At 73.8% G+C, this 19,089-nt stretch carries 16 protein-coding genes; 10 read left to right on the top strand and 6 right to left on the bottom strand.

All coding sequences use genetic code 11. The features are described from left to right. Positions 1–20: 20 nt before the first annotated feature. Positions 21–497, bottom strand: coding sequence for a succinate dehydrogenase hydrophobic membrane anchor subunit (locus ACZ4MU_RS23370; protein WP_467879713.1), 477 nt, complete (start codon positions 495–497; stop codon positions 21–23). An 8-nt stretch (positions 498–505) separates the two neighbouring features. After that, positions 506–886, bottom strand: coding sequence for a succinate dehydrogenase, cytochrome b556 subunit (gene sdhC / locus ACZ4MU_RS23375; RefSeq protein WP_467879715.1), 381 nt, complete (start codon positions 884–886; stop codon positions 506–508). A gap of 794 nt (positions 887–1,680) precedes the next feature. On the opposite strand from sdhC, the gene ACZ4MU_RS23380 reads away from it, so the two are divergent. The 4 genes from ACZ4MU_RS23380 (at position 1,681) to ACZ4MU_RS23395 (ending at position 6,006) form a co-directional block, all read left to right on the top strand. Beyond that, the gene (locus tag ACZ4MU_RS23380; RefSeq protein WP_467879860.1) at positions 1,681–3,246 is read left to right on the top strand and encodes a family 20 glycosylhydrolase; all 1,566 of its coding nucleotides are present in this window, start codon (positions 1,681–1,683) and stop codon (positions 3,244–3,246) included. Between the two features lie 63 nt (positions 3,247–3,309). Next, a complete protein-coding gene (locus tag ACZ4MU_RS23385) occupies positions 3,310–3,903 on the top strand; it encodes an RNA polymerase sigma factor (protein ID WP_467879718.1) in 594 nt (197 codons plus the stop codon). A gap of 283 nt (positions 3,904–4,186) precedes the next feature. Further along, positions 4,187–4,828, top strand: coding sequence for an RNA polymerase sigma factor (locus ACZ4MU_RS23390; RefSeq protein WP_467879720.1), 642 nt, complete (start codon positions 4,187–4,189; stop codon positions 4,826–4,828). Next, on the top strand, positions 4,828–6,006 hold the full coding sequence (locus ACZ4MU_RS23395) for a hypothetical protein (protein ID WP_467879723.1): 1,179 nt from the start codon (positions 4,828–4,830) through the stop codon (positions 6,004–6,006). Before ACZ4MU_RS23390 ends, ACZ4MU_RS23395 begins: the two co-directional genes overlap by 1 nt. Positions 6,007–6,268: 262 nt before the next feature. Here the strand turns inward: ACZ4MU_RS23395 and ACZ4MU_RS23400 are convergent, their stop codons facing one another. Further along, on the bottom strand, positions 6,269–7,180 hold the full coding sequence (locus ACZ4MU_RS23400) for a L,D-transpeptidase family protein (RefSeq protein ID WP_467879725.1): 912 nt from the start codon (positions 7,178–7,180) through the stop codon (positions 6,269–6,271). A 93-nt stretch (positions 7,181–7,273) separates the two neighbouring features. On the opposite strand from ACZ4MU_RS23400, the gene ACZ4MU_RS23405 reads away from it, so the two are divergent. Then, complete coding sequence (locus ACZ4MU_RS23405) at positions 7,274–8,872, top strand: acyl-CoA mutase large subunit family protein (RefSeq protein ID WP_467879728.1); 1,599 nt, start codon at positions 7,274–7,276, stop codon at positions 8,870–8,872. Positions 8,873–9,574: 702 nt separating this feature from the next. Here ACZ4MU_RS23405 and ACZ4MU_RS23410 read toward each other — a convergent pair. After that, positions 9,575–10,222: a TetR/AcrR family transcriptional regulator C-terminal domain-containing protein gene (locus ACZ4MU_RS23410; RefSeq protein WP_467879730.1), complete on the bottom strand. Its 648-nt coding sequence runs from the start codon at positions 10,220–10,222 to the stop codon at positions 9,575–9,577. Positions 10,223–10,260: 38 nt separating this feature from the next. Here ACZ4MU_RS23410 and ACZ4MU_RS23415 point away from each other — a divergent pair, with 38 nt between their 5' ends. Further along, positions 10,261–11,766 (top strand): FAD-dependent monooxygenase, encoded by a 1,506-nt coding sequence (locus ACZ4MU_RS23415; RefSeq protein WP_467879733.1) that lies wholly within the window; start codon positions 10,261–10,263, stop codon positions 11,764–11,766. On the opposite strand, the gene ACZ4MU_RS23420 is transcribed toward ACZ4MU_RS23415, so the two are convergent. After that, positions 11,747–13,060 carry an alpha-2,8-polysialyltransferase family protein gene (locus ACZ4MU_RS23420; protein ID WP_467879735.1) on the bottom strand — a complete coding sequence of 438 codons (1,314 nt, stop codon included), beginning with the start codon at positions 13,058–13,060 and terminating at the stop codon, positions 11,747–11,749. The genes ACZ4MU_RS23415 and ACZ4MU_RS23420 overlap by 20 nt on opposite strands. Beyond that, entirely contained in the window at positions 13,060–14,046 is a 987-nt protein-coding gene (locus ACZ4MU_RS23425; RefSeq protein WP_467879737.1) for a glycosyltransferase family 2 protein, read from the bottom strand. Before ACZ4MU_RS23425 ends, ACZ4MU_RS23420 begins: the two co-directional genes overlap by 1 nt. A 227-nt stretch (positions 14,047–14,273) precedes the next feature. On the opposite strand from ACZ4MU_RS23425, the gene ACZ4MU_RS23430 reads away from it, so the two are divergent. From ACZ4MU_RS23430 to ACZ4MU_RS23445, 4 genes are read left to right on the top strand one after another with little or no spacing between them, the layout of a single operon-like run. Next, a complete protein-coding gene (locus ACZ4MU_RS23430; RefSeq protein WP_467879862.1) occupies positions 14,274–15,557 on the top strand; it encodes a DUF6716 putative glycosyltransferase in 1,284 nt (427 codons plus the stop codon). Continuing rightward, positions 15,557–16,783 carry a cytidylyltransferase domain-containing protein gene (locus ACZ4MU_RS23435; RefSeq protein WP_467879740.1) on the top strand — a complete coding sequence of 409 codons (1,227 nt, stop codon included), beginning with the start codon at positions 15,557–15,559 and terminating at the stop codon, positions 16,781–16,783. Before ACZ4MU_RS23430 ends, ACZ4MU_RS23435 begins: the two co-directional genes overlap by 1 nt. A gap of 11 nt (positions 16,784–16,794) precedes the next feature. Further along, a complete protein-coding gene (locus ACZ4MU_RS23440) occupies positions 16,795–17,742 on the top strand; it encodes an N-acetylneuraminate synthase family protein (protein ID WP_467879743.1) in 948 nt (315 codons plus the stop codon). 49 nt (positions 17,743–17,791) lie between these two features. Continuing rightward, on the top strand, positions 17,792–18,859 hold the full coding sequence (locus tag ACZ4MU_RS23445; protein WP_467879745.1) for a hypothetical protein: 1,068 nt from the start codon (positions 17,792–17,794) through the stop codon (positions 18,857–18,859). Positions 18,860–19,089 lie beyond the last annotated feature (230 nt).

Below are 19,089 nucleotides of genomic sequence, written 5' to 3' on the forward strand. Positions count from 1 at the left end.
TCAGTCCCTCAGCCCGTGGCCTAGCGGATGTTCGGGTCGAAGGTGAAGATCACCAGCGTGCCCAGCAGGACGGTGAACACCGTGGCGGTGTAGAGCAGCATCTTCAGCCAGAAGCGGGTGTTGTCCCGCTGCGCGTAGTCGTTGATGACCGTGCGCAGGCCGTTGGCGCCGTGCAGCATCGCCAGCCACAGCATGGCCAGGTCCCAGACCTGCCAGAACGGGTTGGCCCAGCGGCCCGCCACGAAGGCGAAGCCGATCTTGGAGACGCCGCCGTCGAGCACCAGCTGGATGCACAGGTGGGTGACGACGAGGACCACCAGGACGACACCGGACAGCCGCATGAACAGCCAGCCGTACAGCTCGAAGTTGGTACGGGTCGACTTCGGCGTCTTCTTGGTCCGCTTGCGCGGGGCCTCGATGAGCGGCGCGGGGTTGTCGGCGTCGTACAGGCCGGTGGCCTCGACGTCGCCGATCGCGGAAGTGGTTTCGGCAGACATGTCAGTCCTCAGCTCCCGAACAGTTCGCGGGCGGCGTGGCCGAGCACGGGGTACAGCGCGCCGACCATCAGAACGAGCCAGATGATCACCACGGACCACAGCATCTGCTTCTGGTAGCGGGGGCCCTTGGCCCAGAAGTCGACCGCGATGATGCGGAGACCGTTGAGCGCGTGGAAGAGGATGGCGGCGACGAGGCCGTACTCCAGAAGCGCCACGATGGGCGTCTTGTAGGTAGCGACGACCTTGTCGTAGTCCTCGGGGGAGACACGCACGAGAGCGGTGTCGAGGACATGGACGAACAGGAAGAAGAAAATGAGGACACCGGTGACTCGATGAGCCACCCACGACCACATACCTTCCCGGCCGCGGTACAGCGTTCCAGCCGGCACGGAAAAACCCTCCGGGAGCGGGGACTAGGGCCGGCCGGCTTGACTGTCGGTCTGACCCGGCCGGGTACGGTCCACCGGCCCCGGTCATCGTAGCGACGAGATGTCGGTTCGTTCGCGCGGGGTCCTCAGGTGTGATCAAACAGGCAATCAATCAGCCACGGACGGGCTAGGGGCGGCCCGGACGGGGCGCCGAGGCGCCGGTGGTGGGGACGGGTCCACCGGGCGCGTCCGTCGTGTCCGCTTCCGGGTGGTTGGCCGGGAGATGGGTGATCCGGGCACGGGCGAGTCGGCGGGGCGCCCCGCCGTCCGGCCCGTACGGGTCCGGAATGAGGGGGTTGGCGGGGAGCTGGCCCGGTATCGCCGGGCGGCCCGGGGCGCGGGGAGTGTGATGGAGTGGCGGCGGTCGCCTCCGGGCGCGGGCGGGGGCCTCGCCGGACGGCGTTCCGGCTCCTCCAGGCGGACGGCGAACGCGGCCGGCCGGGGCTTCGGGGCGCGCCGGTGAGAGACGGCAGAACCACGGACAGACGCGCAAGCGGGGAGGTGGGAGGTGAAGGAGGGGTGCGAGTGCCGCCACGCTGTCGGCGCGGGGTGGAGGGTGCCCACCGGTCGCGCGCATTTCACCCGGACGTGAGGGGTGGAACGCGCATAGTGGACGACTCCCGGGTTTCCCGCCTCGCTTTCGCCGTGGTTGTTCCCGTATGGGAGGATTCTGAGTGATGTCGCAGTCCAGGAGTGCCGGCGGCGCCGACGGCGCCCGGGGTGAGCGGACGGCCCGGATCAGCCGGGGCGCCCTGATGGCGCGTGTCGCCGTGGCGGCGGTGGCCGCCCTCGTGCTCACCGTGCTGGTCTGGCCGGAGGACGACACCCACGGCGGCCACGGCGGCCGGGTCGACCCCAAGCCCGGCGCCACCCCCTCGCCCGCCCAGATCTACCCGATCTCCTCGCCGCCCCGCACCATCCCCTCCGTACGCCAGCACGAGCCCGCCCGGGGCCCCGGCTTCCGGCCCGTCGCCGCCACCCGGATCGTCGTGCCCGCGGGCAGCGAGACCCTGGCCGACGAGGCGCAGCTGCTCGCGGAGGAGCTCGACCGGCAGTACGTGCAGGGGGCCGCGCCCCGGGCCGGGGACATCGAGCTGGCGCTCGACCCCAGGGCCAAGGCCACCCCCGAGTCGTACGCGCTGACCGTGCGCGAGCGGACCGTGCGCATCACCGGTCCCGACGAGGCCGGGGTCTTCTACGGCACCCGCACCCTCAAGCAGGCGCTGCGCGACGGCGGGGTGATGCCCGAGGGCGTCGTCGAGGACTGGCCCGACCGGCCGCAGCGCGGCCTCAACCTCGACATCGCGCGCAAGCCGTTCACGGCGGGCTGGATCGAGAACCGGCTGCGCGAGATGGCCGACCTGAAGCTCAACCAGCTCGGTCTGCACTTCTCCGACGACCAGGGCTTCCGCATCGAGTCCTCCTCCCACCCCGAGGTCGTCTCGCGCGACCACCTCAGCAAGCGCGAGGTCGAGCGGATCGTCGCGCTCGCCCGCCGACTGCACATCGAGGTGGTCCCGGAGATCGACTCGCCGGGCCACCTGGGCGCGGTGATCAAGGCGCACCCGGCGCTCGCGCTGCGCGGCGCGAGCGGGCGCACGGTCCAGGGCGCGGTCGACATAGCCAACCCGGACGCGGCGCGGATCGTCGACGACCTGCTGCGCGAGTACGCGGACCTGTTCCCCGGCGCGTACTGGCACCTCGGCGGCGACGAGTACCTGGCGCTGACGGCCAAGGACCCGGCGGCCTCCTACCCGGGGCTCGCCGAGGCCGCGCGCGCCAAGTACGGCCCCAAGGCCGGCATAGCGGACCTGGCGACCGGCTGGCTCAACGACCGGGCAGCGGCGCTGCGCCCGTACGGCAAGAAGTTCAAGGCCTGGAACGACGGCTACTTCAAGGACACCTCCGTCGCCCCCGACCCGGCCCGCGAGGTCGAGTACTGGACCGGCAAGGAGCTCGGCGCCCGCGCGCCGGAGGAGTACCTGGCCGAGGGCCGCAGGACGGTCAACCTCAACGACGAGTACCTGTACTACGTCCTGGGCGAGCCCAACGCCTTCAAGTACCCCACCGGCCGGCGCATCTACCAGGAGTGGACGCCGCTGGTGCTGCGCGGCACCGAGCCCGTCCCCGACCGCTACTCCGGCCAGGTCCTCGGCGCCCGGTTCGCCGTCTGGTGCGACCGCGCCGACGCCCAGACCCAGGACCAGGTGGCCCGGGGCATCCGGATGCCGCTGCGGGCCATGGCCCAGAAGCTGTGGGACCCGCGCACCCCGGCCCTGGAGTGGGAGGACTTCAAGGAGCTCGCCGACAAGCTCGGGTGAGCCTCCGCCCGGCCCGGCCGTCCCGGCTGTGACACTTCCGGCCGTCCGCGCGCAGAACAGACCATGGGGGGCGGGGGCCGGCGCCGTGGCCGGACACGGAGCGACGACGCGGAGCTCGGGGCGGCCGTCGCCGGTGCCCAGGGCGGCGACGAGCGGGCCTTCGCCGTCGTCTACCGCCTGGTCCACCCCGCCCTGCTCGCCCAGACGCGGTCGCTGGTGGGCACCGAGGCCGAGGACGTGGCCTCCGACGCATGGCTGGAGATCGCCCGTGATCTGGGGCGGTTCCACGGCGACGGGGCGGGCTTCCGCGGCTGGGCCGCGACCATCGCGCGCCACCGCGCCCTGGACCATCTGCGCCGCCAGAAGCGAAGGCCGAGGACGGTCGGGCTCGACCAGGAGGCGCTGGAGCTGCCGGGCGGGCAGGACACGGCCGAGGCGGCCCTGGAGTTCCTCGCCACCCGCCGGACGCTCCAGCTGATCGCGACCCTGCCGCGCGAACAGGCCGAGGCGGTGCTGCTGCGGGTGGTGGCCGGACTCGACGGGGTGGCGGCCGGGCGGGTCCTCGGCAAGCGCCCCGGGTCCGTGCGCACCTCGGCGCACCGGGGGCTGCGGCGGCTCGCGCAGGGCATGGAGGCCGAGCGGGACCGGTCGTCGTGACGGGCGCGCGTCCGCGCGGGACGGGCGGCACCCGCGCGGAAGGACGACCGGGGCCGCCACCCCCCACAGGAGAGGCCCCGGCCGTCTTCCGTCGGGGCCGTGTGGCGACCCCGTACTCCTCTCAGCGCCATGACTGCGTTTTCTGTCACACCGCGCTCCGTCAGCGAATTGTTGCGAGTTGTACGAGTAATGGACTTAACCGCCGCCGAGGCCGTAGCGTGCTCCTTCGCGCCGCTCGGCGCGGCAGCCAGACCAGCTGCGACACCAGGGCAAGGTGCGGGGAGTGCAGGGGGAAGACGCGGAGCTGACCGCCGCGATACTCGCGGCACAGGGCGGCGACGAGAGCGCGTTCCGTGCCGTGTACCGCGCGGTGCACCCGCGGCTGCTCGGCTACACCCGCTCGCTCGTCGGCGAGTTCGACGCGGAGGACGTGACGTCCGAGGCGTGGCTCCAGATAGCGCGGGACATCGACCGCTTCAGTGGCGACGCCGACCGCTTCCGCGGCTGGGCCGCCACCATCGCCCGCAACCGCGCCCTCGACCACATCCGCATGCGCGGCAGGCGCCCCGCCGTGGGCGGCGACGAGACCGAGCTGACCGGCCGCCCCGCCGACTCCGACACCGCGGGCGAGGCGATGGAAGCGCTCGACACCGGACGTACGATGGCGCTCATCGCCCAGCTCCCGCAGGACCAGGCCGAGGCCGTGGTGCTGCGGGTGGTCGTCGGGCTCGACGCCAAGAGCGCGGCCGCGACCCTGGGCAAGCGGCCCGGCGCGGTACGCACGGCCGCCCACCGCGGCCTCAAGCGGCTGGCCGAACTGCTGGGTACGGAGAACGGCCCGGCGGACCTCGGCGGGGTGCCGCCGCAACGGAATCGGTCGTGCGGTGTGACGCAATCGGGCGCGCCGACGCAGAAGGACATGTGATGGCCGACGAGCGCCACGAATGGCTGGACGAGGACGCCGCGGAGCGGTTGCTGCGCGGCGAGAGCGTCGTTCCCGCCGACGACCGCGCCCGCGAGCAGGCCGAACGGCTCTCCGCCGTACTGCGCGCGCTGGCCGGCCCGGACGTACGCCAGGCCATGGACGCCCCGGGCGCCCGGGAGCTGCCGGGCGAGGCGGCCGCGCTGGCCGCGTTCCGCCACGCCCGCGCCGAGGGCGGCGCCCCCATGGGCGCCCCGGCCGACACCGTCGTACGGGTGGGGCGCGAGCCGCGCTCCCCCCGCGCACCCCGCCGCACGCTGCGCCCGGTCCGCTTCGGCCTGGCCGCGGCGATCGCCGGATGCGCCCTGGGCGGGGTGGCCATGGCCGCCGGGACCGGAGTGCTGCCCGGCCTGGGCACCGCCGACCCCGAGCCGGTGTCGTCCGTGTCGGCCGCCGCGACCCCGTCCCCGATCTCCTCCGGCTCGCCGTCCGGGCGCACCGGCACACCCGCCGGTCCGCGGTCGCCCGCTCCCGGCCGGACCGCGCCGGGGCAGTCCGCCACCCCGGGCGCGAGCGTGCCCGGGACCACCCCGGCCCCGAGGACGACGCCGGACCCGGCGCCCGCGGACGGGGGCGGGCAGGACGACTGGGCCGCCAAGAAGGTCGAGTACTGCCGCGACTACCGCTCCGGGCGCCTGGACCAGACGCGCCGCCACCGGCTGGAAATCGCCGCTCTGGGCGCCGACCAGGTGAAGCAGTTCTGCGACAGCGTGATCGAGCAGGCCGAGCGGGGCGGCAAGGGCGGCTCCGACGGCAGGGGCGGCAGGGGCGGCAAAGGCGGGTCGGGCGGCAAGGGCGGCTCCGGCGACAAGGGCGACAAGGACGGCAAGGGGGACGGCCACGGCGGTCACGGCGGGGTCCTCGGCGGCCTGGGCGGCCGTGACGGCTCCGTCCTGAAGCTGCCCACCGTGAGCTGGGCCACGCCGCCCGCGAACGGCTCACCCGCGCTTCCCGGGCTGCCGGCCCTCCCCGTCATGAGCGCCCCGGCCCTGCCGCCCGCCACACCGTCCGTTCCGCCGGCCTCCCGCGCGCACGCGGCGCAGCGCCCGCCCGCGCCCGTGGACACGGCCCTCCAGAGCGCCGGGCGGGCGCTCGCACACCGGGTCGAACGACAGGTGTGACACTTTTGGGCCGGGCGGCGCAGTAGGAAGTGAGCCGACTGGTCATCGGCGGCGCACAGAGCCCGGGTTCCCCCCGTACCCAGGGCTCGGCGCGAACGGCGCGGGCGGGACACGTTCCCCCGGTCCCGCCCGCGCCCTCCCTCTTCCGCCCGGACAGCGGTCGGCCCGGACAGCGGTCGGCCCGGTGGCCGGATCACGAGGACCCGGCCACCGGGCCGGACCGCCCGCCCATCGGCGGACGGCGCTCACCGCCGGACGGCGCTCACCAGTAGACGACGACCTTGTCGTTCACCTTCACCTGGTCGAAGAGCCTGGCGAGCTTCGCCTTGTCGCGCACGTTCACACACCCGTGCGAGGCACCCGCGTAACCGCGCTTGGCGAAGTCCGAGGAGTAGTGCACGGCCTGGCCGCCGCTGAAGAACATCGCGTACGGCATGGGCGTGTGGTAGATCGACGAGACGTGGTTCCTGCTCTTCAGGAAGACCTTGAAGGAGCCCTCGCGGGTCGGCGTGTACTGCGAGCCGAACCGGACGTCCATCGAGGACTGCACCTTGCCGTTGACGACCCAGTTGAGCGTGCGGGTGGTCTTGCTGATGCACAGCACGCGGCCGGTCATACAGCGCTTGTCCAGCTTGGTCTTCGGCTTGTTGACGGCCTTCCCGTCGAGCTCCTGGCGGGTCGGCTTGGTCGTCATGACGGCCAGCCGCTGCCAGGTGGCGGTGTCGGCCGAGCCGGTGGCGGGCAGGCCGCGCTTGCCCTGGAAGCCCTTGACGGCGGCGGTGGTGACGCTGCCGTACGTCCCCGTCGGCGTGTCGTCGAACCAGCCGACCTGGGCGAGCCGGGCCTGGAGCTCCTTGACCTGCGCGCCCCGCGAACCGGCCGCCATCAGGACCTTCGGCTGGGCCCTCGCGGCGGTCGTGGCCGTGTGCGATGCGGCGACCGCCGCCTCGGCACGGCCCGCGGTCTCGGGCTGGTGGTCGTTGGCGGTGTCCGCCGCGGACGCCGAGGAGGGCGCCTGCGCGGTGGGCTTGTGGTCGGCGGTGGTCCCCGACCTGTGGTCGGCGGTGGTCCCCGACGCCCTGTCGGTCTGGGCACCGCACGCGGCGGTGACGGTCAGGACCGTGGCCGCGGCGAGCGTTCTGGCTATGACAGTGGTGAGATGGTTCCGGCGCATCGTCGCCCCCCTGATATTCCCTCTGGTGATCCCAGAGACTGTTTTCCGGGCAGAACGGTTGCAAGAAGCCGTCGAGGAAGCGAGGCGGAGCCCATGGCGCGCGAGCCGGACGGTGCCCGGCGCACCGAGAGCGGTCTGCCTCTCGACCCGGTCTACGGGCCGCGGGCCCTCGACGGGTGGGACCCGGTCCGGCAGCTGGGTGAGCCGGGCGGGTATCCGTTCACCCGGGGTGTCTACCCGACGATGTACACGGCACGCCCCTGGACCATGCGCCAGTACGCCGGCTTCGGCACGGCCGCCGAGTCCAACGCCCGCTACCGGCAGCTCATCGCCCACGGCACCACCGGCCTGTCGGTCGCCTTCGACCTGCCCACCCAGATGGGACACGACAGCGACGCGCCGCTCGCGCACGGCGAGGTCGGCAGGGTCGGGGTGGCCGTCGACTCCGTCGAGGACATGCGGGTCCTGTTCGACGGCATCCCGCTGGGCGAGGTCTCGACCTCCATGACGATCAACGCGCCCGCCGCGCTGCTGCTGCTGATGTACCAGCTGGTCGCCGAGGAGCAGGGCGTGCCCGCGGACCGGCTGACCGGCACGGTCCAGAACGACATCCTCAAGGAGTACATCGCCCGCGGCACCTACATCTTCCCGCCGGGGCCGTCGCTGCGGCTGGTCGCGGACGTCTTCCGGTACTGCCGGGCCGAGATGCCGAGGTGGAACACGATCTCGATCTCCGGTTACCACATGGCCGAGGCGGGGGCCTCGCCCGCGCAGGAGATCGCGTTCACGCTGGCCGACGGCGTCGAGTACGTCCGTACGGCGGTCGCGGCCGGGATGGACGTGGACGACTTCGCCCCGCGCCTGTCGTTCTTCTTCGTCGCGCGCACCACGCTTTTGGAGGAGGTCGCCAAGTTCCGCGCGGCGCGCCGGATCTGGGCGCGGGTGATGCGGGAGGACTTCGGCGCGAAGAACCCCAAGTCGTGGATGCTGCGCTTCCACACCCAGACCGCCGGGGTGCAGCTGACCGCCCAGCAGCCCGAGGTGAACCTGGTCCGGGTCGCCGTGCAGGGCCTGGCGGCGGTGCTGGGCGGCACCCAGTCGCTGCACACCAACTCCTTCGACGAAGCGATCGCGCTCCCCACGGACAAGAGCGCGCGCCTGGCCCTGCGTACGCAGCAGGTCCTCGCGTACGAGACGGACGTGACGGCGACCGTCGACCCGTTCGCCGGTTCGTACGTCATCGAGTCGATGACCAACGACGTGGAGGCGGCGGCGCTGGGGCTGATGGAGCGGGTGGAGGACCTGGGCGGGGCGGTGAGCGCGATCGAGCAGGGCTTCCAGAAGGGCGAGATCGAGCGCTCGGCGTACCGGATCGCGCGGGAGACGGACGCCGGGGAGCGGGTGGTGGTCGGGGTGAACCGCTTCCGCCTCGACGAGGAGGAGCCGTACGAGCCGCTGCGGGTGGACCCGGCGATCGAGGCGCGCCAGACGTCCCGCCTGGCCTCGCTGCGCGCGGGCCGCGACGGGGCGGCGGTGGCCGCGGCCCTGGAGGAGCTGCGCCGGGTGGCCGGAGGCTCGGAGAACGTCCTGTACCCGATGAAGAGGGCCCTGGCGGCGAGGGCGACGGTGGGGGAGGTGTGCGGAGCCCTCCGGGAGGTGTGGGGCACGCACGAACCCCGCGAGGCGTTCTGAGGGGGCCTGCTTGTTGCCCGGGCTTCGTCTGCGGGCCGGTGGGCCGGGTGTTTGTGTGCGGCCCGGTGGTGGGTTGCGCGCGCAGTTCCCCGCGCCCCTGTCGGGCCGGGCGTTTGTCTGCGGGCCGGTGGTGGCTTGCTCGCGCAGTTCCCCGCGCCCCTGGGCAACCAGGGGCGCGGCCAGCTCTCGCCGACCCGCCGGCGAAGGCCGGGCTTTCAGGGGCGCGGGGAACGGCGCGAGAAGCGAATACGGCCCACAGACGACCGCTGGTTTGAGGGGCGCGGGGAACTGCGCGACCAGCCCACCACCGGCCGACAGTCGAAGTCCGGGCCTTGAAGGGGCGCGGGGAACTGCGCGAGCAACCCACCACCGGGCCGCAGACGAACTTCCGCCCCATAAGGGGCGCGGGGAACTGCGCGACCAGCCCACCACCGGCCGACAGTCGAAGTCCGGGCCTTGCAGGGGCGCGGGGAACTGCGCGAGCAACCCACCACCGGGCCGCAGACGAACTTCCGCCCCATAAGGGGCGCGGGGAACTGCGCGAGCAACCCACCACCGGGCCGCACGCAAACACCCGCCCCCAGGGGCGCGGGGAACTGCGCGAGCAACTCACCCCCGGCCCGCACACAAAGACCCGGCCCCCAGCAACGCGAGGAACCCCGCGATCGGCCACCCGCCCCGCCCCGCAGGGGACCCGCGCGCTCAGCCCGGCCCCGCCGCACCCCCATACACCCCCTCGATCCCCGCGATCACCACCCGCAACCCCGCCTCGAACCTCTCCCCGTACCCCTCGAAGAGATCCCCCCCGACCGCCGCCGCCAGCGGGTACTCCGACAGCCGGGCCGCCCGCGCCCCCACGTCGAACGGCTCGGCCCCCATCCCCTGCTCCTCCGCCACGAATCCCATCGTGTACGCGTACGCCGTCGTCCCGGCCAGCGCCGCCTCGCTCGGGCCGATGCCCGCCGCGCCCATCGCGGACAGCAGGCCCTCCAGCGCCCCCGCGTGGTCGGTGCCGGTGAAGCGGGCGCCCCCGTACACCTTCGCGCCGTCGCGGTAGCTGAGCAGCATGGCCCGCAACGCCCGGCTGTACCCGGCCAGTTGCTCCTGCCAGGGCGCGTCGGGAGGGACGCCGGGGACGCCGGGCGCGTCCCCCGCCATCCGCCGGTACATCACCGTCGCCATCTCGTCGAGCAGCGCCTGCTTGTTCTTGAAGTGCCAGTAGAGCGCGGGCGCCTGGACCTTCAGCTCCTTGGCGATCGCCCGCAGGGTGAGCCCGTCGAGGCCCACCTCGTTCAGGAGCCGCAGCGCGGTGTCGGCGACCAGCGCCCGGTCGATTCTCGTCGTAGCCACCTTGACAATTTAACACCGTTAAGCACATGCTCCCCGGCATGGAACTTAACAGCGTTAAGGACAGCGTCGAGGGCGCCCCCGTCCCCGCTCCCGCCCCCATCGACGTGGACGTACTCATCTGCGGCGCCGGCCCCACCGGCCTCGTCCTCGCCATCGACCTCGCCCGCCGCGGCGTCCCCGCCCTGCTCGTCGAGAAGGCCGGCCGGCTCTTCCCCGGCTCCCGGGGCAAGGGCCTCCAGCCGCGCACCCAGGAGGTGCTGCACGACCTCGGCCTCCTGGAGACGGTCCGCGCGGCCGGGCGCGAGTACCCCCGGATGCTCGCCTGGGAGGGCCCGGACGGGACCACGCGCGGGCGCGAGTGGGACATGATGGAGCGCTCGGAGCCCACCGAGCAGACCCCATACGCGAACGGTCTGCTCATCGGCCAGGCGCACTTGCAGGAGCTGCTTCACGACCGTCTGCGTGCCCTCGGCGGCGAGGTCGTCCTCGGCGCCGAGCTGACCGGGCTCGACCAGGACGAGCACGCGGTCACGGCCCGTTTCGCGGACGGCCGCGAGGTCCGCGCCCGCCAGCTGGTGGCGGCCGACGGCGGCCGGTCCACCGTGCGCAGACTGCTCGGCGTCGCGATGCACGGCGAGCCGGTCGACCCCAAGCCGATGCTGGTGGCCGACGTGGTCGTCGCGCCGGACGCGTTCGTCGACGAGGACCACTGGCACGTCTGGGCGGGCGGCGACGGCGGCGCCCTGGTGCTCTGCCCGCTGCCGGGCGCCCCCCGGCTGTTCCAGATGGTCGCCCAGTACGACGACGTCGAGACGGCGCCGGACACCAGCCCCGAGGGCGTACGGAAGCTGATCGCCGCCCGTACGCCGGTCACCGCCGACGAGATCACCGAAGTCGTCTGGGCCTCGGACTTCCGGCCCCGGGCCGCGCTGGCCGAGCGGTTCCGGGTGGGCCGGGTCTTCCTCGCCGGGGACGCCGCCCATGTGCACTCCCCGGCCGGTGCCCAGGGCCTCAACACCAGCGTCCAGGACGCCTACAACCTGGGCTGGAAGCTCGGCCAGGTGCTGCGGCACGGCGCTCCCGCCGAGCTGCTCGACACCTATGAGCCGGAGCGGCGGCCGGTCGCCGCGGGCGTCCTCGGCATCAGCACCCGGCTGCACCGCCAGGCCCTGCTGGGCGGGGACAGTCAGCGCGGCAACGTGGTCAAGCAGCTCGGCATCGGCTACCGGGGCGGCCCGCTCTCGGCGGGCCGGGCCGGGACCCTGGAGGCCGGGGACCGCGCGCCCGACGGCGTCCTGCCCGAGGGCCGCCTCTTCGACCTGTTCAGCGGCCCGCACTTCACCCTCCTCGCCATCGGCACCGAGCCCCCGGCGGTGGACAGCGAGCTGGTCCACGTCCACACCCTGGACGCGTACGAGCCGTACGGACGCGGGCTCTTCCTCGTCCGCCCGGACGGCTACGTGGGGTGGGCGGGCGAGACGGCCCAGGGGCTCGCCGGGTACCTGGCGCGGGTCGGAGCGGCCCTCAGCGCGTCCGTCGCCTGACGGCCCGCGCCCGCCGCGCCAGTCTCCGTACCGCCGCGTTGCGCGGGATGAAGGCGAGCTGGGCGGGGACGGCGCCCGGCAGGCCCAGGGTGGTCAGGCGGCGGCGCTTGAAGTAGCGCCAGGTGTACGGGGTGAGGTGGTGGGCGAGGTAGTGCTCGGCGGCGGGGCGCAGGTCGGGGCGGATCTCGGACTGCATCGCGTAGCCGACCGCCGCCAGCAGCGCCGCCGGGTCGTGCGGCGGCCGCGGCGTCCCGCCCTCCAGCGGCGGCAGCAGCGCGTCCACCAGCGTCACCGGCACCCGGTTGCTGTTCTGGTACGGGGTGAGGCGGTCCAGGAGCAGTTCCGTGCCGGTGCGGGCGACCGGGAGGCCATAGAACGCGGACGCGGTCAGCAGGGCGGTGGAGAAGCAGCCGACCACCAGCGCGGGGGCGAGGTGCTCGTACAGCACCTCCGCCGGCAGCGGGTACTCCAGGACCGTCAGCTCCACCCCCAGCGCCACGGCCTCGGCGCGCAGCGCCTCGGTCCAGGCGGGCGGCGCCGAGGGGTGCGGCTTGAAGACGAGCCGGTGGTGGCCGCGCGCGGCGGCGCCCCGCACCATGGCGAGGTGCAGCGCCTCCTCCTCGGCCTCGGTGAGGATCGAGAGCGCGGCCAGGTACTGGCCGAGCAGCAGGGCCGCGCCCTCGGGCACGTCGAGGCCGGCGCCCTCGGCGGACAGCTCGCCCACCACCTTGGTGAAGGCCGCCGTCGGGATCACCTCCGCGCCCACCCCGAACTCGCCCAGCAGCAGCGGCTCCAGGCCCGGCACCAGGTCCAGGTGGAGCACCCGCCGCACCCGCGAACCCACCAGCGGGTCCAGCTTGTTGCGGGTGGGGCCGTAGCTCATCAGCCCGTCCGCGTACACGTGCAGGGGCGCGTCCGGGAAGAGCTGGGCGACCGCGCCCGCCGGGTTGACCTGGATGGACTCCACGGCCAGCTCGATCCGGTCGTCGCCGAGGTCCCAGGCGCGCCGCAACTGCCGCTCCCACAGCGGCACGTCGTCCGCGCGCGGCGACCAGCCGGCCGGGTGCATCGGCGCGATGGTGTCGTTCCACGACAGCACCCCGTCGAAGCGCCCGCGCAGGGACGCGAAGCCCGGCAGGGTGTCGAGGGCGGGCGAAGTCTCCGGTACGGGCGCGTTGTTGCTGATCAGGAGCAGGCGCCGGTCGGCGGGGCCGAAGCAGCCGCTGTCGATCGCGGCGGCCAGCGTCGCCGTCCCGTACACCGTCGTGGCCAGGAATATCTGCGTCGTACGCATCAGGCCGCGGCCCCCGCCGAGGTGCGGGAGGGGGTCCGGCCGCGCAGCCGCCGCAGCCGGGAGGCGCGGCCCGAGTCCATCGAGTCCAGCGCCTCCTTGAGGACGTCCTGCGGCATTCTCCTCAGCGCCCGCGCGCTCCTGTTCCGCAGTTCGCGAGCCACGGCCGGTTCGAACCTTTCCCTGTTTCCCAGGTGGTGGGAGATGATGGCGCAGTACGTCCGTACCGCCTTCGGCAGCAGTTCCCCGGCGCGGGGATCGCGGGCCGTTTCCTCGATCACCTGGTCGAATGCCCGGAGGAAATCCAGCTGGCGCACGTCTCCTATCTGCGTGAGCGACGTCGCCACTCCGCGCCGGTAGTGGACACCGAGCAGACCCAGCACCGCGAAGGACTCCGCCTCCCGGTGCAGCCGCCAGATCCACGGCCGGTCCTCGGCCGTGCGCAGCCCGTCCGTGAAGTGCAGCAGACCCCGCTCCACCAGCCGCCGGTGGTAGATCCCGGCCCAGGCGAACGCGTAGTCCACCGAGGTGGAGCGGGTGGCCGGCAGGATCGCCGCGCGCGGGTCCAGTACTTCGCCGCGCCGTCCGTGCGGCACCCGCTGCACCGAGCGCCGGGTGCCGGTGCACTGGACGTGGTCGGTGCGCAGGAAGTCGCAGCCCAACTCCTCGATGGCGGCGACGAGTTGGCTGTAGTAGCCCGGCGCCAGCCAGTCGTCCCCGTCGAGGAAGGTGACGTACTCGCCGCGGGCCGCGTCGATGCCGGTGTTGCGCGCGGTGGCGAGACCGCCGTTCTTCTCGTGCGTGAGGACCACCGCACCGGGCAGCTCGCGCCCGGCGCGGGCCAGCAGCGCGGCCGTACCGTCCGAGGAGCAGTCGTCGACCAGCAGGAACTCGAAGTCCTCGCGCGCGTTGTCGCGCAGACTTCTCAGGGTGTCGGGGGCATAGGCGCGCACGTTGTAGAACGGCACGACCACGGAGAGCTTGACCACCCGGGTGACGCTAAAGCGGCGCCGCGTCATACGCGCTGTCCGGGCGAGGGATGGTGGGTGAACAGTGGACGACCGGGCTGTTAACCGGTGCGCTCCCCGGGCTCTTCCCCCTTTCGTAGACGCGCTGTTAACCATCTGTTGCGGCCCAGTTGGGCCGCCAAACGGAATGGATTCCTAGCTTCTTCGACGTGCCGTCCGTTACGAATCCCACCGACACCGCGCCCCGGATCGCCGTTCTCGCCGATTCCGACACCCGGTGGAAATGGGGTGCCCTCACCGCCCGCCGCATCGCCGGGAGCCCGCCCCGGCTCAGCGGCTTCCTGCTGCGCGGCCGGGCCACCCCCACCCCGCGCCAGCTCGCCGAGGTCGGCGTCGACGCCGACGCGCTGCGCGAGGTGACGATGGCCGCGTTCCTGCGCGCCGTCGAGCGCGAGCCGTACGACGTGGTGGTCCTCGCGCTGGTCGGCGGCGCCGCCCAGGCCGCTTTGCACGGCCTCGCCCGGCTCTGGCCGGCCGGGACCCGCAGGCCCGTCCTGGTCACCGGCTACGTCGGCGTCGTCTACGAGAAGCTCACCGACGGCCTGCTGCTGCGCCACGGCGCCGACGTGGTCCTCGCCAACTCGGCCCATGACGCCGAGCGGTTCCGCGCGGTGTACGCGGGCGTGGGCGCCGACGCCTCGGCGGTCACCGAGGCCGCCCTGCCCTTCCTCGGCGGCGCGCCCCACCGCCCCGAACCGGGCCGCGACACGCTCGTCTTCGCCGCCCAGCCCTCGGTGCCCGAGAGCCGCGCCGACCGGCTCTACCTGCTGCGGCGCCTGATCGGCCACGCCCGCCGCCACCCCGGCCGCGAGGTGCTGCTGAAGCTGCGCTCCAAGCCCGGCGAGCACACCACGCACATCGAGGAGCAGCCCTACCAGAAGCTCGCCCGCTCCCTCGAAACGCCGCCCAACTTCCGTCTGGTGTACGGGAACATGGGCGAGGTCCTGGACCGCACCGACCTGCTCGTCACCGTCTCCTCGACGGCGGCCCTGGAGTCCCTGCACCGCTCGGTGCCCACCGCCGTCCTCACCGACCTCGGGGTGCGCGAGAGCCTGGGCAACCACCACTTCGTCGGCTCCGGCTGCCTCGCCTCCTGGGACGAGCTGGACGCGGGCCACCGCCCGGTCGCCGACCCCGGCTGGCTCGCCGCGCAGGGCGTCGCGCCCGGCGAGGCGTACGCCACCGCCTTCGACGCGGCCCGCGCGCGCATCACGGACCTGCTGGCCCGCCCCGGCCTGCCGCCCGTGCGCCCCTACTACACGCCCGCCACCGCGCCCGGCTATCTGCCCGGCATCCTCGCCCGCCACCACCTCGCCCCCGACGGCACCCCGCTGCCGGGCGCCGCGCCCGAGACGGAGGCCACCGGCGTACGACGCCTGGTGCGCGACGCCGTACGGGACGCGGCCCGCGGGGCCTACCGCCACGGAGTGCAGCGCGTGGCCCCGGTCATCCGCCGGATGGGAGAACTCTGATGAACGCGCAGCCCGTGACGACCGCCCGGCCCAGGAAGGTCCTGGCCGTGATCCCGGCCCGGGGCGGCTCCAAGGGCGTCCCCGGCAAGAACCTCGCGGCGGTCGGCGGCGTCCCGCTGGTCGTCCGGGCGGTACGGGCCTGCCTCGCCGCGCGCCACGTCACCGATGTCGCCGTCTCCACGGACGACCCGGCGATCGCGTCCGCCGCCGCCGCGGCCGGCGCCCACGTCGTCGTACGCCCCGCCGCCATCGCCGGGGACACCGCGACGAGCGAGGCCGCCGTGCTGCACGCCCTCGAAGGGCACACGGACACCGACGTGGTGCTGCTCGTGCAGTGCACCAGCCCGTTCCTGAGCCACCAGGACGTCGAGGGCGTCGCCGAGGCGGTCGTCGTGGACGGCGCCGACACGGCCGTCACCGTCGCCCCCTTCCACGGCTTCCTCTGGCGCGAGTCGCCCGACGGCGGCGAGGGCCTGGGCCACGACACGTCCTTCCGGCCGCGCCGCCAGGACCGCCCCCAGGACTTCCTGGAGACCGGCGCCGCCTACGCCATGGAAGCCGAGGGCTTCCGCACCCACCGGCACCGCTTCTTCGGCCGCACCGCGCTGGTGCGCACCGACCCGGCCCGGGTCCTGGAGATCGACGACCCGCACGACCTGGAGCGCGCCCGCGCGCTCGCGCCGCTGCTCGACCCGGCGCGCACCCCGGCCCGCGAGGAGGTGGACGCGGTCGTCCTCGACTTCGACGGCACCCAGACCGACGACCGGGTCCTCATCGACGCCGAGGGCCGCGAACTGGTCGCCGTGCACCGGGGCGACGGGCTCGGCGTCGCGGCCCTGCGCCGCGCCGGCCTGAAGCTGCTCATCCTCTCCACCGAGCAGAACGCGGTGGTCGCCGCCCGCGCCCGCAAGCTCAGGGTCCCCGTGCTGCACGGGGTCGACCGCAAGGACCTCGCCCTCAAGCAGTGGTGCGAGGAGAACGCCGTCGACCCGGCCCGGGTGCTCTACGCGGGCAACGACGTCAACGACCTGCCCTGCTTCTCCCTCGTCGGCTGGCCGGTCGCGGTCGCCGACGCCCACGAGTCCGTGCGCGCCGCCGCGCGCACGGTCACCGCCACCCCCGGCGGCGAGGGCGCGATCCGCGAGATCGCCGCCTGGCTCCTCGGACCCGAGCTCCACCACACCCCTGTGTCCAGCCCCCCGCTCCCCACCGCCACCGCCCAGTAAGGACACCCCTCATGAGCAACCGTCTGCGCACCTTCGGCAGCCGCACCGCCGGACCGGGTCAGCCGGTGTACGTCACCGGTGAGATCGGCATCAACCACAACGGTGACCTGGGCAACGCCCTCGCCCTGATCGACGCCGCCGCCGACGCGGGCTGCGACGCCGTCAAGTTCCAGAAGCGCACCCCCGAGATATGCACCCCGCGCGACCAGTGGGACATCGAGCGCGACACCCCGTGGGGCCGGATGACCTACATCGACTACCGCCACCGGGTGGAGTTCGGCGAGTCGGAGTACCGCGCCATCGACGAGCACTGCGCGAAGCGCGGGATCGACTGGTTCGCCTCCCCGTGGGACACCGAGGCCGTCGCCTTCCTGGAGAAGTTCGACCTGCCGGCCCACAAGGTCGCCTCCGCCTCGCTCACCGACGACGAGCTGCTGCGCGCCCTGCGCGCCACCGGCCGCACCGTCATCCTCTCCACCGGCATGTCCACCCCGAAGCAGATCCGGCACGCCGTCGAGGTGCTCGGCAGCGACAACATCCTGCTCTGCCACGCCACCTCCACGTACCCGGCCAGGGCCGAGGAGCTCAACCTGCGGGTGATCAACAGCCTGATGGCCGAGTACCCCAACGTGCCCATCGGCTACAGCGGCCACGAGACCGGACTGCAGACCACCCTCGCCGCCGTCGCCCTCGGCGCCACGTTCGTCGAGCGCCACATCACCCTGGACCGCGCCATGTGGGGCTCCGACCAGGCCGCCTCCGTCGAGCCCGGCGGCCTGGCGCGGCTGGTGCGCGACATCCGCACCATCGAGGCCGCGCTCGGCGACGGCGTCAAGAAGGTCTACGAGTCGGAGCTCGCCCCGATGAAGAAGCTGCGCCGGGTCAGCGGGGTCGTCGCCGAGGCCGAGGCCGCCGGCGCCGAGGTGGCCGGCGCCGACCGCGCGCCGGCCTCGGTCTGAGCCGGGGCCGGCCGCCGTGCCTCGGGACACCTCCGCCACGATCGCCTTCGTGGAGAGCCCGGTCCAGCTGCTCAACGTGCTGGAGTGGGCCCATTCCACCCGCCCGCTCCTGAACGGCGTACCGGCCCAGCGGTGCGGCCCCCAAGGCGCGGCGGCCGGCCACGACGACCTCACCGTCGTCGTCCTCTCGCCCACCGACCCGATGTCCCGCGGCCAGCTGCGCCGGATGGCGGAGCTGGCCCGCGAGGAGGGCATGCGGGTGCGCTGGGAGGAGGCCCGCGGCGGGCCGAGCGCCCCCCTGCGCACCATCGGCGGCCTCTCCTCGCTGCTGCGCCGCGCCGACCGGATCGTCATCGGCGACCCGTTCTCGCGCTACGTCCAGCTGCTGCTCACCGTGGCGCGCGCCCGTGACCTGGTCGTCGTCGACGACGGCACCGCCACCATGGAGTTCGTCGCCCAGCTCGGCAGCGGCGAGCGGCTGGTCCGCTGGCACCGGCGCGGCAGCCGGGCAGGGGCGCGCGATCTGGTCTTCGCCCCCTTCGCCGCCTCGGCGCGCCGTCGCCTCACCCCGGCACGGGGCCGTACGGTCGAGGTGTTCAGCGCCATGCCCGTCCAGGCGCCGGAGGCGGTCACGGTCACCCCGAACACCTTCGGCTGGACCCGGGCCCGGTTCGGTCCGCCCCGCATCACCAAGGGCGCCGACCTGGTGGGCACCTCGCTGGTGGAGACGGGTGTGGTCGACCCCGACCGCTATCAGGAGGCGGTCGCGGCCCTGGCCCGCACCCACGGCGCCACCCGGTACTTCGCCCACCGCCGCGAGTCCCCGGACAAGCTGCGCACCCTGCATCTGCGGACCGGGCTCGAGATCGTCCGGCCGGACCTGCCGCTGGAGCTCATCGCCCGCCGGGGACCCGTCGGGCGGACGATCCTCAGCTTTCCCTCGACCGTTGTCCACACCCTGCCGCCGGCGCTCGCGGGCACCGGGGTGCGGCTGCTGGTCTGCGACATCGACCCGGGCTGGCTCACCGAGAAGGCCTCCCCGCGCGCCCAGGGCTTCCTCGCGGACGTCACCGGCTCGGCCCGGACCGCCCACGGGCTGCGCATGGTCGCGGCCTGAGCGGGCACCCGCCCCCCGGGACGCCGTCCGGTCGAGGCGAGGAGCCCCGGCCGGGCCCCGCCGCGCCCCGGCCCGGGACGGGTGCGCCGAGACGGCGCTGAGATCCCCCTGAGAGGGCGCTGGGAAACCGCTGCGACCCGTCTGAGAAGCGGGCGGCGAGTTTACCCAGCCCGGAGGGCGGACAACCGCCGGGAGGACAGATTTCTTTCCCCTATCGGGCTGAACTTTTG

The sequence above is a fragment of the Streptomyces sp. NPDC026377 genome, assembly GCF_055567715.1.

Coding starts and splice junctions, on each gene's coding strand:
- ACZ4MU_RS23380 (WP_467879860.1), top strand. CDS start 1,681: ATGGCGCGTGTCGCCGTGGCGGCGGTGGCCGCCCTCGTGCTCACCGTG.
- ACZ4MU_RS23405 (WP_467879728.1), top strand. CDS start 7,274: ATGGCGCGCGAGCCGGACGGTGCCCGGCGCACCGAGAGCGGTCTGCCT.
- ACZ4MU_RS23370 (WP_467879713.1), bottom strand. CDS start 497: ATGTCTGCCGAAACCACTTCCGCGATCGGCGACGTCGAGGCCACCGGC.
- ACZ4MU_RS23435 (WP_467879740.1), top strand. CDS start 15,557: ATGAACGCGCAGCCCGTGACGACCGCCCGGCCCAGGAAGGTCCTGGCC.
- ACZ4MU_RS23415 (WP_467879733.1), top strand. CDS start 10,261: ATGGAACTTAACAGCGTTAAGGACAGCGTCGAGGGCGCCCCCGTCCCC.
- ACZ4MU_RS23420 (WP_467879735.1), bottom strand. CDS start 13,060: ATGCGTACGACGCAGATATTCCTGGCCACGACGGTGTACGGGACGGCG.
- ACZ4MU_RS23395 (WP_467879723.1), top strand. CDS start 4,828: ATGGCCGACGAGCGCCACGAATGGCTGGACGAGGACGCCGCGGAGCGG.
- ACZ4MU_RS23385 (WP_467879718.1), top strand. CDS start 3,310: ATGGGGGGCGGGGGCCGGCGCCGTGGCCGGACACGGAGCGACGACGCG.
- ACZ4MU_RS23400 (WP_467879725.1), bottom strand. CDS start 7,180: ATGCGCCGGAACCATCTCACCACTGTCATAGCCAGAACGCTCGCCGCG.
- ACZ4MU_RS23440 (WP_467879743.1), top strand. CDS start 16,795: ATGAGCAACCGTCTGCGCACCTTCGGCAGCCGCACCGCCGGACCGGGT.